Origin of the sequence: Rahnella victoriana, assembly GCF_004330295.1 — a bacterium.
Taxonomy (GTDB): domain Bacteria; phylum Pseudomonadota; class Gammaproteobacteria; order Enterobacterales; family Enterobacteriaceae; genus Rahnella; species Rahnella victoriana.
In genome coordinates, this window is the sequence record NZ_SJOJ01000001.1 from 125684 (window position 1) to 138662 (window position 12979).

Consider the following 12979-nt stretch of genomic DNA (forward strand, 5'->3'; position numbering starts at 1 on the left):
AATGGCAAGTAAGATAGCCATTACGTTAAAATAACTGTGTTCCGTAACCCCACATGATCACCGTCAGAGCCAGAAGTAGCTCTAAGACCAGAACGCCCATTGCCAGTGTGGAACTGGAAAACAGGAACCCTTCGCGACGGTCGATATTGAGGAAATTCGGAATGCCGAGATACAACAGATATCCGCTGTAACACAGACCGATCAGCCCGACGAACAGGCATAACCAGACCATCGGATAAAGCGCAACGATCCCGCTGAGGAACATCGGTGTGGCAACATAACCGGCAAACACAATACAGCTGTTGAGTGTCGGACGGCTGTCATAACGACGTGCCATCGAGTAGATAATCCGCCCCATCAGTGCCACGGCGGCGAGCATCAGAACATAGAAAATAACAGCGATATAGGATGCGGTGAACATGGAAACCATTAGCTTCTCGCCGTCACCGAAATTCCAGCCAAGTTGTGTCGTACCGATAAAGGAACAGACAACCGGAATAAGCGCCATTAAAAGAACATGGTGGGAATACATATGTGAAACGGTTTCCCGTTCACGCTGGATTTGCAGCAGTTCGGAATCCGGATGGGATATCAGTCCCCAAACATGATTTGCCATGATACACCCCCTTGTACGCCGAAAGCCGCCAGCGGCGTGCAGTGATAAACCTTCGGGGATGCCCGTCAGATCAGGGCACAAGGAAGGTGGCGACCTGTTTATATTATAGTCGTTTTTGATTATTTTGCTGTTGCGGGCCGCTCATCGAAATCAGCGACAGCCCGCAACAGGACGCCCTTAGTGGATAAAGCGGGCCGCCGTAAACGTCACGCCTACCAAGACCAGCATCATGCTGATAATCCAGCGGGTCTGCTGGATCATGAGGTTATAAAACATCGCCTGCATGGCGCTTAGTGAGGCTTCAATCTTCACAAAGCGTGCATCCACTTGTTCAAACCGTTTATCGATTTGTTCAAACCTTGTATCAACTTGTTCAAAACGCTTATCGACTTGTTCGAACCGTTTATCGACTTGTTCGAACCGTTTATCGACTTGTTCAAACTGTTTATCGATATGCTTCAGTCGTTCGTCAATCCTGAGCAGATGCCCGTCAATGCGGCAGATGTTCTGTTCGGTTTTGCCGACCCGCACTCCGATATCGGTCACCGCATCAGTGAGTGTCACCATCTGATATTCCAGTTTGCCGACACGGAGATTGGTATCCGTGGCCACTTCTGTCAGGTGAGTGATCTGCTGCTCCACCTTCCCGACCCGCAGATTCAGCCCGGCAATTTCCTCGCCGTTTTTGATCCCCTGTTTTTCAATATTGTTGATCTGATTTTGCATGTGTTTTTCCATTTGCGGTTTTCCTTTGTATTCTTCCGGCCAGACTGACGCGCCCGGAAAATAGAGCATCGGATTGACGGGTGAGATATCCAGTGTGCGGAGCTGAAACATGGTTGTTGTCCCTCACGTGAGCTTTCCCTGTTTAGAAATCCTTAATTCGCAGGCATTCTGCACTGGATAAATAACCACCTCAAATCAATTTCCTTCTCGATAAACACGCGATCATTTATGTATCTATACATGCCATCGTTGCATTGTTTGGATGAATAAATACCAATGAAAAGAGCCTCTTACGAGGCTCTTTAACGGTTTAACTTTAGTGTCTGACGGTAGTGTCAGGGATTGTGCAACGCAGCTGCACCCCCCTGTCCTTGACGTGCTTTCGCGACTTCCTGTTTGCTGACAGCCGGTGCCTGATTTCCCCAGGCGTTACGGATGTAGGTACTCACATCGGCCATCTGCTGATCGGTCAGCTTCCAGCCAAATTCCGGCATATCGGCGCTGGTCGGATTGCTGGCCGTTGCCGCCCCCTGCGCACCGTTCATCAGCACATGCAGAATGTTGGTCGGCTGAGTAGCCTGAACACCGTTATTACCTTTCAGCGCAGGCACCATGTTGCGCACCCCTTCCCCTGAATTCTGATGACAGGCCGCGCAGTTATCGGCATACAGTGCCTTGCCGTTCGCCATGGCGGACGTAGCCGCTAAAGGCGCGGAACCGTCGTTACTGCCCGGCAAACTTTTCAGGTACACCGCGATGGCGTGCAGGTCAGCATCTGACAGGTGTTGCAGCGAGTTGGTGACGGCTTCCGCCATCGGACCTGCGGCCACGGTACGTGAATTCGCCCCGGTTTTCAGGTACTGAACCACCTCGTCATTACGCCAGTCGCCGATGCCCTGACGGCGGTTCCCGGTGATTTCCGGAGCGAACCAGCCCTGCAACTCTCCACCCTGCAAATGCACACCAAAGTTATCGCCGCCCAGAGGGTTTTTCGCCGTATGGCAGGAGGTACAGTGCCCCAGACCTTCCACCAGATAAGCCCCGCGGTTCCATTCAGCTGACTGCGACGGATCCGCTTTAAACGGTGCCGTATCCAGGAACAACAAATTCCAGCCAAACATCATCAGACGGATGTTATACGGGAACGGCAGGTCAGTTTTCGGGCCGTCGTAATGCACGGCAGGCACGGTATTCAGGTAGGCTTTAATGTCTTTCAGATCCTGATCGCTGACCTTGGCGTAGACGTTATAAGGCATCGCCGGATACAGATTCTCGCCGTTGATCCCTTTGCCGTTACGCACCGCATTAATGAACTGCTGATCGGTCCAGCCACCGATACCGGTTTGTTTATCCGGCGTAATGTTAGTGGCGTAGATCGTGCCGAACGGCGTGTTCAGCCCGTAGCCACCGGCAAAAGGTTTACCGCCGCCCGGCGCCGTGTGACAGGCTACGCAGTCTCCCGCCAGCGCCAGATATTTGCCGCGCTCGATGGCGGTTTTGCCGGTCATCGCTGCTGAAGGCGGTGCCTGAAACTCGCCCGACTGGCTGGCATTGTGCCAGGTTTTAAAACCAACAAAGCCCAGGCCGCCAATGACAACCACGCCCGCGATAATTGCTAATGTCTTTTTCACGCTCATGCTCAGGCCCTCACCAGCGGACCAGGCGCTTTAAGATATTGGGTTTTGATGGCTTCGGCTGCCCATAAGGTCAGCGCACCCACGGTCCCGGTCGGGTTATATCCGCCGTTGTTGGCAAAAGCGGAAGCCCCACACACAAAGACGTTATGGACATCCCAGCTTTGCAGATAACGGTTTACCGCACTGGTTTTCGGATCGTCACCCATACAGGCGCCGCCGGTGGTGTGCGAGGAAAGGTTATCCATCGGTGAGAACGGTTTGGTGGTCGGTTCCTGCCGCACAACGGTTTTTGCCCCCATAGCGTGCGCGATTTCAACCGAGCGGTCGGCCATAAATTTCGCTGACCGTTTATCGTTTTCGATCCAGTCGAACGTGACACGCAGCAGCGGCTGGCCGTGGCGGTCTTTATATTCAGGATCGAGATCGAGGAACACATCGCGGTGCGGGTAGCTGTTACCCATGCAGTAGATGTTGTTGTAGTTCTGATAGCTGTGTTTGACCGCTTTTTTCCAGTCTGCGCCCCAGCGCGGCGTACCCGGCGGAACGTTATTGGAATAGCCAATCGGACGGCCATTGGTGGAGTGCACCAGCGCCACACCGCCGCCGATGAAATCGTGATCGCTATGATCGAAGTTGTCGCCGTTGAAATCGTCAATGGCCTGCGACAGCGCACCGGCGCCGATAAACGGATTCATCATTTCATCTTCAAAGAAGAAGCCTGCACCGGACACGGTCTGATAAGCATAGTTACGGCCCACCACGCCTTCGCCGGTTTTATGATCGTACGGCTTGCCGATTCCGGAAAGCAGCATCAGACGCACGTTATCCATCTGGTAGGCAGAAATCACCACGATATCCGCCGGTTGCTCCCACACCACGCCGTCGCTGCCGATAAAGGTCACGCCGGTGGCGGTTTTTCCGTCGGCGGCTTTATTCACACGCAAGACTTCCGATTCGGTGATCACCGTGAAATTCGGGCGCTGCATTACCGCAGGCAGGATACAGGCATTCGGACTGCTTTTTGACCAGTTGCCGCAGCCAAAGAATTCGCAATATCCGCAGTAAGTGCAAGGCGCCATATTGATGCCGAGCGGATTGGTATAGGCGTCTGACGTGTTGCCAGCGGGTACGGCAAACGGGTGATAGCCCATTTCGCGGGTGGCTTTATCGAAAATCATCGACAACTGAGTGCGCTTGAGTGGTGGCAACGGATAATCGCGGCTGCGCGGCCCTTCGAAGACGTTTCCGCCTTCGATTTTTTCGCCTTTGATGTTGCCCGCTTTCCCGGAAGTCCCGGCGTAGCGTTCGAATTTATCGTAGAAAGGTTCGACGTCAGCAAAGGTAACGCCCCAGTCCTGAACCTGCATACCGTCGAGGAATTTATTCTTACCGTAACGCTCAACCGTCTGGCTGTAACTCTGAAAATCGTATGGCAGGAAGCGCCAGGTCATGCCATTCCAGTGGGTACCCGCCCCGCCGACATTCATGCCAAACTGATAGGTGTTAAATTCACGCAGCGGCAACGCCTGCTGGATCGGGTTGTTACGAAATGTCAGGGTTTCCACCGCCGTCGGCTGCATGATGGCGCGGCGGCTGACGAAACGCAGTTCGTCGGTATCGATGGTGGTCGGGAAATCATTACTGGTGTCGCGCCATGAACCGCGCTCAATCGCCACCACATTCAGTCCGGCCAGCGTCAGTTCATTCGCCATCAGCGAACCGGCCCATCCGAGGCCGACGATGACCGCATCGACCTTCTCACGTTGATTACTCATACGACATGTACTCCTGCAAAAATCAATTCAATCAATGACCGTTCGTGGGCAGTTTTATGATTTTTCGTATCGGGTCAGCATGCTGACGGGTTCGATATGTAAGTCTTCCCCACGGCGGTCGATGACATCACGGAAGTCATAACGCGCGCCGGGGAACCCGAGCATTTTCCAGCTCGCCATATCTTTGTTGCCGCCGTAGAGCGGATCGGAGAAGAACCCTTCGCGCATGTTCTGCACCAGCATGTTGAAGAACAGCGGGCCGTTGACACCTGCCAGCGGGATTTCGCCGGATTCCACGCGGCGCAGTAAATCGTCCTGCTGTTCGCCGGTGAGTTCAGTAAAGTTTTTCCCGCCATTGCGGGCTTTCGCCACCGTATTCAGCGCGGCCAGCCCCAGCCTGTAACGTTCGGCGGGCGTATCTTTGTATTGCGGCCCTGCCTGCGGTAAGCCATCCTGAATCACCGGCCCGAGGCGGTAAGTGGTCACGGCCTTGCCGTAATCGCCGCTCAGCTGGCGATCCAGAAACACCGCGCAGCCTGCTTCTTTACCGCCGATGCTCAGTTCGTCTGGCGGAATAATGCGGTCGGCCAGTGTTTCGACCAGACTGACTTCTTCGGGACTGAGAAATGTCCACTCGCCCGCTACCACCGGCTCCGGCGGACGAACCGAATGGATAATCCACGGCATACCGCCCGAGAAAATTTTGGCTTTAACCTTCAGCGCGGTGCTGAATAACAACACCGCCATCGAGGTCAGAAAATGTCTGCGTTTCACGTATTTTCTCCTGCTCACGCGCCCTGAAAGGAATGTACCCACAACAGCAATGGGCTTTCATTTTGTGACGGAGATTATACGAAGATGTTAGGTGAAAGTAAGATATTTTGAACCAACTGGTTCATACTTTAGTTATTTTAAATCAACAGGTTATTTATTTTGAATTGAGTGAGTACACTAACTAACACATTTTTACAGGCGAAAACGCCCTCCAGGCGGTTAAAAAACCGTCAATATTGAGGCAAACATTCTGCAGGAGAGATTCATGCGCATTACGTGTTTACATACGGCGGACAGCAATATTGCGGTATTTGAAACCACCGCGCAGGCTCTCGGGCTGGGTCAGCATCAGTTTCTGCACATTTCCCGCCCTGACTTGCTGGCCGCTGCCGAACAGGCAGGCGGCCTGACCGATGAAATCCGTCAGCAAACGGCGGATGTCTTGCTGGCCCTGAGTGAAAATGCTGACCGCGTGTTACTCACCTGCTCGACGCTGGGGCCTGCGGCCACGCTTGCCAGCGAAAGTGCCGCTGTGCCGGTTTTACGGGTCGATCAGGCGCTGGCAGAACAGGCCATGAAAACACCCGGTCAGGTGGTGGCGCTCTGCGCGGTAGAAACCACGCTGGAGCCAACACGTCAGTTATTTATGCTGGTGGAAAACCACCCGCTGGCACAACTTGAAATGCGGCTTGTGCCCGGCGCATGGGAAAAGTTTAAACAGGGGGATCTGGCGGGGTATTTGCAGACCATCGCGGCGGCGGCCGACGCGGAATACAGGAAAGGAGCGGCCTGCGTGGTGCTGGCGCAGGCATCGATGACCGGTGCGGCGCAGCTGACCCAAACGGGCACGCCGCTCACCAGTCCGGCCTGCGGTTTACGCGCGGCGCTGGCCTGAGTACGGCAGTCAGCAAGCAAAAAGGCAGGCAGAGACTATACTGATAAGGAATATCATTGGCTTAGCCGGATCGCCGATGACGACTGAAGAGTGTGTTAAGGAGATAACATGAAAATTATTCTGTGGATCATCGCCATCATCTTTATCGTCGGCTTACTGACCCTCACAGGGGTATTTAAACTGATTTTCTGATCATCCGCTCATTCCCTGCAAACAAAAAGTCCGGCACATGGCCGGACTTTTTCATTTTCATTAATAGCCTAAATAATTCGAGTCGCAGAAAGGCGGCAAGTAAAGAAGTCCCGATGAGCTGACATCAAGTCAGTGATTCGGGCGCCTGAGCGCAGCCAACGCATCTGCGGCTTGAAGTATGACGGGTATTTTAGTCGTCGGCTTCTTCGACGGATGGCTGCGTCTTCTGCTGCTCTTTCTGTTTGCGGTAGTTCTTAGCAATCTGCGGGACAGGCACGGTTTTGCCGGTTTCCATCCAGGTGCGCAGACGGTTGGCGTCCGCGAAAGCCGTGAATTTCCCGAAGGCATCCATGACGACCAGCGTCACCGGTTTGCCATTAATGGTGGTGCGCATGGCCAGGCAATGACCGGCTTCGTCGGTATAGCCGGTTTTCGTCAGCTGGATATTCCAGGACGGATTCATGATCAGATGATTGGTATTGCGGAATGGCAGCGCATACGCCGGATGGCTGAAGACGGCCGTTTTCTCTGCGGTGGTGCTCAGCTGGCCGATCAGCGGATAACGCTGTGAAGCCAGCAGCAGCCGCGTTAAATCGCGCGCGGTGGAGACGTTGCGTGGCGACAAACCGGTCGGTTCAACGTAATGCGTGTGAGTCATACCCAGCGATTTGGCTTTTGCATTCATCGCATTGATGAATGCGGTATAACCGCCCGGATAATGCGCGGCGAGGCTGGCTGCCGCACGGTTTTCCGAGGACATCAGTGCTAGCTGGATCATCTGGCGGCGGGTGATTTCACTGTTGAGTTTCACACGGGAGAACACACCGCGCATCTCAGGGGTATTGCTGATATCGACGTTGATGACTTCATCAAGCGGCAGATTCGCATCCAGCGTCACCATCGCGGTCATCAGTTTGGTCAGGGAGGCAATCGGCCTCACCTCATCCGGGTTACGGGAATAAATCACTTCGTGGCTTTTCAGATCCACCACCATGGCGCTGCCGGAAGCAATTTGAACAATCGGGGCGACGGCCTGCTCGTGCTTTGCAGCGATCGCAGCAGGTGCAGACAACATGCCTGTATTTAAGGCTAATAAGCTCAGAACCAGAAGACGGATTTTCACATGCATTGCTCTGTATTTAGAAAGTTGTCATAAAGTTATGTCGAAACAGCGGGCTGAATTATAAGTGAGGCGAATAGTCTTAGCACCCGCAATTTTCACTTCTATTTGTCACAAAGTCTGTCATCACCACCCGCAGTCCGTGGAATGGCGAGTAAGTGAACACTTGCGTAAGATTAGCCTGAAATGAAAAAGGGACGCTTAAAAGCGTCCCTCCAAATTCTGTCATCTCTCTGCCCGTGGAAAGACATCATGGCATCACCGGTTGATGCGTCCGGCAATTTCCTTCGACGTCTTCAGCACGCGCACTTCAGTAAATAACTCAGTCGCCTCTTCGTACTCTTTACGCAAATAGCTCAGCCACTGTTTAATACGCGCCACGTGATACAAACCGGTATCGCCCTGCTTTTCCAGACGGGTGTATTTCTGTAATAACGTCATCACGTCCGGCCACGGCATACGCGGTTCGTTGTATTTCACCACCCGGCTGAGATTCGGGATATTCAGCGCACCGCGTCCGAGCATCACTGCGTCGCAACCGGTGGTTTGCATACAGGCCTGTCCGCTGGCGTAATCCCAGATTTCCCCGTTGGCGATCACCGGAATGGTCAGCCGCTGGCGGATTTCAGCAATCGCCTGCCAGTTAATACGCTCGGGTTTATAACCGTCTTCTTTGGTGCGTCCGTGCACCGTCAGTTCGGTGGCACCGGCCTGTTGTACCGCATCGGCAATTTCAACACTGCGCGCAAGGGAATCCCAGCCGAGACGCACTTTGACCGTCACCGGCAAGTGCGCGGGAACGGCGGCGCGCATGGCCTTCGCGCCCTGATAAATCAGTTCCGGATCTTTGAGCAGTGTCGCCCCGCCGCCACTGCCGTTCACCAGCTTTGACGGACAACCACAATTGAGATCGACACCGTAAGATCCCAGTTCCACGGCGCGGGCGGCATTTTCAGCCAGCCACTGCGGATACTGACCGAGCAACTGCACGCGCACCTGAGTGCCGGACGGCGTACGGCTGGCGTGATGTAATTCCGGGCACAGGCGATAAAAGGATTTCGCGGGCAGGAGCTGATCGACCACGCGCAAAAACTCAGTGATGCACAAATCGTAGTCGTTCACTTCAGTGAGAAGTTCACGAACCAGAGGATCAAGCACACCTTCCATCGGAGCCAGTAATACGCGCATCGGGTTTCAACCTTTAAAAATGACGCGCAAGATTACCGCAAGGCCCGCCGCCGGGCAATTATCCCTGAGACAAATCGCCGTTTAATGATGTTTTCGCCCCGCCGTGCAGACGCCTGACCCGCACGGAGCGCCAGGCAATCCACACGGCCAGTAACGCAGGGAGGGCAAACAGCAGGAACATCCAGAATGCCGCGCGGGCTGCGCCGCTGTCGCCCTGATCCACACCGGCAAAGTTAGCCACCGTACCGGCTAATGCCGCGCCGAGTGCCGCCGCAAAAGACTGCACGACGGTGATCGACGCACCGGCTTTTTCGCGATCGTCTTCCGGTGCCTGTTGCAGCACGCGGGTCAGCAGATGCGGCCAGCCGAGACCAATACCAAAACCGGCCAGCGTCAGACCCAGTACCACGCCGCTGATGTTCAGCCACGCCAGACCAAACGCCACCGGCACGGTGAACAGCAATAAAAGCAGACCGGCGGCCAGGATCAGTGGTCCGAAAATAATCGCGCCGTCGGCACGGCGGCCGGTCCAGCCGGAACTCGCCACTTCACTTAATGTCCAGCCCGCGGCGGCGGCAGCCGTGATATATCCGGCCGCCAGCGGCGTCTGCCCGTGTAAATGTTGCAGCAGATACGGCACAAACAGCTCGCAGCCAAGGCCGATAATCAGCAGCGTCATCACCAGATACAAACCGTAAAGCGGTGAGGAACGGCGTAATGCGTTGCGCGGCAGCAGCCGGACATCGGCGGTAAATTCGCGGTGACGCAGAATCAAAATCATCACCACCGCGATCACAAATCCGAGCAGGTTAATCAGCCCGGAGGAAGACAGACTGCCCGCCGACACCACCAGCACCGCGCCGGTCAGCAAGGCCAGCTGCAACAGCGGCAGCGGTTCTGCCGGTTGTGTGTCGCGCTGTGATTTCGGCAGGATCCGCCACACCCACAGCCCGAACAACGAGGTGACCGGCAGCAGCAAACCGAATGCCCAGCGCCAGGCGTGCAGTTCCGCGAAAATGCCGCCCACCGCGGGGCCTACCAGCGTCGCGATACCCCACATGGCGGAAATCAGCGCCATCGCCCGCGGCCAGAGCGATTCTCTGAACAGCAGATTGATCATCGCGTAGGACAGCGCAAACAGGAATCCCCCGCCCAGCCCCTGCAATGCCCTGCCGAGCAGCAACACCGGCATGTTCGGCGCGGCGGTACAAATCGCGGCACCGGCAATAAAAATACCGGTTGCCATCAGATAACTGCCGCGTGGACCGGCGCTGCGCATCAGCCGTGCTGACAGCGCCGAGCCGAGAATGGAGCAGACGACATACAGCGTGGTGTTCCACGCATACCAGGCCAGCCCGCCGATATCCTGCACCACGGAAGGTAAAATCGTGATCACGATGTAGCTGTTGGTGGCGTAAAGCGCGACGCCCGCACTCAGGGTGATGGCGCTGCCCCGGTTTTCTGCGCTGAATAAATCCGCCCATCCGTTCTGACTTGCCGACATTTCTGTGCATCCCTTTGGTTTATGCTTTCCACACATTGAAGCGCGTAGTGGTTGTGCTATTATTAAAACAAGAAATAACTTGGAATATGTTTTGGGTAATCTAGAACCCGGCGAGGCAATATGTCAAGCAGTGACCTGGAAAATAAAAATGACGTCAGACAAAGTGTGGCAGAACGCCTGCTGACGTTGCTGAAAACCCGTGGGGAATTACAGGCCAGTGATGCCGGTCACCTTTTGGGCACCACCGGCGAGGCGGCACGCCAGCAGTTTGTGAAGCTGGCAAAAGAAGGTCTGGTGGAGGCCAAAGCCGTCTCGCAGGGTGTCGGCCGCCCGGCGCAGTTCTGGCAACTGACCGCCGCAGGCCATGCGCGTTTCCCCGATGCTCACGCCGATCTTACCGTACAACTTTTGCAGCTGATCCGGACCTCGCTGGGCGATTCCGCCCTGGATCAGCTTATCACCTCGCGGGAAAGTCAGACGCTGGAGAATTACCGGCAGGCGATGTCGGGGGCGCAATCACTGGAAGAAAAGCTGCAAAGACTGACAGCCATCCGCACGCGGGAAGGTTATATGGCGGACTGGAAAATGCAGGAAGACGGCAGCTATCTGTTTGTCGAAAATCACTGCCCGATTTGCGCTGCCGCGACAACCTGTCAGGGGTTTTGCCGGGCCGAGCGGGATGTGTTCAGCGAGGTGCTGGAAGCCAGCGTCGAGCGCACCGAGCATATTTTGCAGGGCGCACGCCGTTGTGCCTATGTGATCAGGTAAATCAGATCAGGCAGAATGCAGGCGAAAAAAAACCGCCGGTGAAGGCGGTTTGATAGCAAGTCAGCTGGAACTTATTTGTTGCCGCTGCCCGCATTGCCGGTGCGACGCTGGCCTGCGTGTGCAGGACGCGAACGTGCCGGACGGTTCTCAGCTGAACCGCGGTTTTCTGAACCACGGTTTTCAGAGGTACCGCTGCGCTGACCATTCCCGCCCTGACGCGGAGCGCCTGAACGTGGAGCACCGGAGCGCGGTGCGCCCGGACGCTGGCCCTGACGTGGCGCGCCACGACCGCCGCCGCCGCTGCCCTGACGACCATTAATGATCGGCTCAGCTTTGATGCTCGGGTCTGGCTCGTAGCCTTCCAGCGCGATGCGCGGAATTTCACGTTTCAGCAGACGTTCGATATCACGCAGCAGTTTGTGTTCATCGACACACACCAGAGAAATCGCTTCACCGGTGGCTTCCGCACGACCGGTACGGCCGATACGGTGAACGTAATCTTCCGGCACGTTTGGCAGTTCATAGTTCACCACGTGCGGCAACTGGTCGATATCCAGACCACGCGCAGCGATGTCGGTCGCCACCAGAACACGGATCGAACCGGCTTTGAAATCGGCCAGTGCGCGGGTACGTGCGCCCTGACTTTTGTTGCCGTGAATAGCGGCGGCAGTGATGCCGTCTTTATTCAGCTGTTCAGCCAGATGGTTTGCGCCATGCTTGGTACGGTTAAACACCAGCACCTGTTTCCAGTCGCCTTCACCGATCATCTGAGACAGCAGTTCTCTCTTACGCTTCTTATCAACAAAGTGAACGCTTTGTTCAATTTGCGCTGACGCGGTGTTGCGACGCGCGACTTCCACGGAAGCCGGGTTGGTCAGCAACTTGCTCGCCAGACCTTTAATCTCATCAGAGAAGGTCGCGGAGAACAGCAGGTTCTGACGTTTGGCAGGCAGTTTCGCCAGCACGCGACGGATGTCATGAATGAAGCCCATGTCCAGCATGCGGTCGGCTTCATCCAGCACCAGAATTTCAACCTGAGATAAATCAACAGCACGCTGATGTTCCAGATCCAGCAAACGGCCAGGCGTTGCGATCAGCACATCCACACCACCGCGCAGTTTCATCATCTGCGGGTTGATGCTCACACCACCAAATACCACCAGCGAACGCAGGGTCAGATATTTGCTGTAAGCCTGTACGTTTTCACCAATCTGCGCCGCCAGCTCACGGGTTGGGGTCAGGATCAGCGCACGAACCGGGCGACGTCCTTTGAATTGCGCGTTGGTATGGCTGAGCATATTGAGCAGCGGCAGGGTAAAACCAGCGGTTTTACCGGTACCGGTCTGCGCACTCGCCATCAGGTCACGACCTTCCAGCACGACAGGAATAGCCTGACGCTGAATAGGCGTAGGTTCGCGATAGCCCTGTTCTTCAACAGCACGCAAAATTTCGGCACTTAAGCCGAGGGAATCAAATGACATATAAGGAAAAGCTCCAGTCCACTCTAACCCGAACGGGGTTCGGTGCAGTTTCAAGAGTGGATGATCAGACGAGGCAAATGAGGCATTACCACGAGGATTCGGCACAAACTGCAGTGCGCCAGTTGTGGGGATAGTAGCACAGAACGCCGCCCCGCGTGAAGTTATCTGCCTTTCGCCTGTAACTGAAGGTGACAACGGTAATCTCTGCTTGCGATTTCGGGCGGCATAATCTGCCGTCATAATCCGAAACTTTGATACAGGATAATCAATTATAAACCTGATGAATGGGTTCCCACTTTTTGC

Annotated in this window: 12 protein-coding genes; 3 read left to right on the top strand and 9 right to left on the bottom strand. The window is 55.2% G+C overall.

All coding sequences use genetic code 11. The features are described 5' to 3' along the window. Window positions 1–25: 25 nt before the first annotated feature. The 5 genes from EYY67_RS00615 to EYY67_RS00635 form a co-directional block, all read right to left on the bottom strand. The gene (locus tag EYY67_RS00615) at window positions 26–616 is read right to left on the bottom strand and encodes a Yip1 family protein (RefSeq protein WP_119826542.1); all 591 of its coding nucleotides are present in this window, start codon (window positions 614–616) and stop codon (window positions 26–28) included. A gap of 177 nt (window positions 617–793) precedes the next feature. Beyond that, window positions 794–1453: a hypothetical protein gene (locus EYY67_RS00620; protein ID WP_131692603.1), complete on the bottom strand. Its 660-nt coding sequence runs from the start codon at window positions 1451–1453 to the stop codon at window positions 794–796. A 224-nt stretch (window positions 1454–1677) separates the two neighbouring features. Next, a complete protein-coding gene (locus EYY67_RS00625; protein WP_131692604.1) occupies window positions 1678–2979 on the bottom strand; it encodes a c-type cytochrome in 1302 nt (433 codons plus the stop codon). 2 nt (window positions 2980–2981) lie between these two features. Further along, window positions 2982–4754 (bottom strand): GMC family oxidoreductase, encoded by a 1773-nt coding sequence (locus tag EYY67_RS00630; protein ID WP_131692605.1) that lies wholly within the window; start codon window positions 4752–4754, stop codon window positions 2982–2984. Window positions 4755–4808: 54 nt separating this feature from the next. Further along, window positions 4809–5528 carry a gluconate 2-dehydrogenase subunit 3 family protein gene (locus EYY67_RS00635; RefSeq protein WP_095921269.1) on the bottom strand — a complete coding sequence of 240 codons (720 nt, stop codon included), beginning with the start codon at window positions 5526–5528 and terminating at the stop codon, window positions 4809–4811. Between the two features lie 265 nt (window positions 5529–5793). Here EYY67_RS00635 and EYY67_RS00640 point away from each other — a divergent pair, with 265 nt between their 5' ends. Further along, on the top strand, window positions 5794–6423 hold the full coding sequence (locus EYY67_RS00640) for an aspartate/glutamate racemase family protein (protein ID WP_131692606.1): 630 nt from the start codon (window positions 5794–5796) through the stop codon (window positions 6421–6423). 108 nt (window positions 6424–6531) lie between these two features. After that, on the top strand, window positions 6532–6615 hold the full coding sequence (locus tag EYY67_RS24960; RefSeq protein ID WP_019105993.1) for a small membrane protein YohP: 84 nt from the start codon (window positions 6532–6534) through the stop codon (window positions 6613–6615). A gap of 190 nt (window positions 6616–6805) precedes the next feature. On the opposite strand, the gene pbpG is transcribed toward EYY67_RS24960, so the two are convergent. The 3 genes from pbpG to EYY67_RS00655 all read right to left on the bottom strand — a co-directional run bounded on the left by pbpG (window position 6806) and on the right by EYY67_RS00655 (window position 10427). Further along, a complete protein-coding gene (pbpG, locus tag EYY67_RS00645; protein ID WP_165497927.1) occupies window positions 6806–7744 on the bottom strand; it encodes a D-alanyl-D-alanine endopeptidase in 939 nt (312 codons plus the stop codon). 249 nt (window positions 7745–7993) lie between these two features. After that, window positions 7994–8923, bottom strand: coding sequence for a tRNA dihydrouridine(16) synthase DusC (gene dusC, locus EYY67_RS00650; RefSeq protein ID WP_131692607.1), 930 nt, complete (start codon window positions 8921–8923; stop codon window positions 7994–7996). A 58-nt stretch (window positions 8924–8981) separates the two neighbouring features. Continuing rightward, complete coding sequence (locus tag EYY67_RS00655) at window positions 8982–10427, bottom strand: MFS transporter (protein ID WP_131692608.1); 1446 nt, start codon at window positions 10425–10427, stop codon at window positions 8982–8984. Between the two features lie 120 nt (window positions 10428–10547). On the opposite strand from EYY67_RS00655, the gene EYY67_RS00660 reads away from it, so the two are divergent. Then, window positions 10548–11195 carry a helix-turn-helix transcriptional regulator gene (locus EYY67_RS00660; RefSeq protein WP_095921261.1) on the top strand — a complete coding sequence of 216 codons (648 nt, stop codon included), beginning with the start codon at window positions 10548–10550 and terminating at the stop codon, window positions 11193–11195. Window positions 11196–11266: 71 nt separating this feature from the next. Here the strand turns inward: EYY67_RS00660 and rhlE are convergent, their stop codons facing one another. Further along, a complete protein-coding gene (gene rhlE, locus EYY67_RS00665; RefSeq protein ID WP_095921260.1) occupies window positions 11267–12676 on the bottom strand; it encodes an ATP-dependent RNA helicase RhlE in 1410 nt (469 codons plus the stop codon). Between the last annotated feature and the right edge of the window lie 303 nt (window positions 12677–12979).

Bases quoted from the DNA above. Each gene is read 5' to 3' on its own strand.
- EYY67_RS24960 (WP_019105993.1), top strand. From the start codon at position 6,532: ATGAAAATTATTCTGTGGATCATCGCCATCATCTTTATCGTCGGCTTA.
- EYY67_RS00660 (WP_095921261.1), top strand. From the start codon at position 10,548: ATGTCAAGCAGTGACCTGGAAAATAAAAATGACGTCAGACAAAGTGTG.
- EYY67_RS00615 (WP_119826542.1), bottom strand. From the start codon at position 616: ATGGCAAATCATGTTTGGGGACTGATATCCCATCCGGATTCCGAACTG.
- pbpG (WP_165497927.1), bottom strand. From the start codon at position 7,744: ATGCATGTGAAAATCCGTCTTCTGGTTCTGAGCTTATTAGCCTTAAAT.
- EYY67_RS00630 (WP_131692605.1), bottom strand. From the start codon at position 4,754: ATGAGTAATCAACGTGAGAAGGTCGATGCGGTCATCGTCGGCCTCGGA.
- EYY67_RS00620 (WP_131692603.1), bottom strand. From the start codon at position 1,453: ATGTTTCAGCTCCGCACACTGGATATCTCACCCGTCAATCCGATGCTC.
- EYY67_RS00655 (WP_131692608.1), bottom strand. From the start codon at position 10,427: ATGTCGGCAAGTCAGAACGGATGGGCGGATTTATTCAGCGCAGAAAAC.
- EYY67_RS00625 (WP_131692604.1), bottom strand. From the start codon at position 2,979: ATGAGCGTGAAAAAGACATTAGCAATTATCGCGGGCGTGGTTGTCATT.
- rhlE (WP_095921260.1), bottom strand. From the start codon at position 12,676: ATGTCATTTGATTCCCTCGGCTTAAGTGCCGAAATTTTGCGTGCTGTT.
- EYY67_RS00640 (WP_131692606.1), top strand. From the start codon at position 5,794: ATGCGCATTACGTGTTTACATACGGCGGACAGCAATATTGCGGTATTT.
- dusC (WP_131692607.1), bottom strand. From the start codon at position 8,923: ATGCGCGTATTACTGGCTCCGATGGAAGGTGTGCTTGATCCTCTGGTT.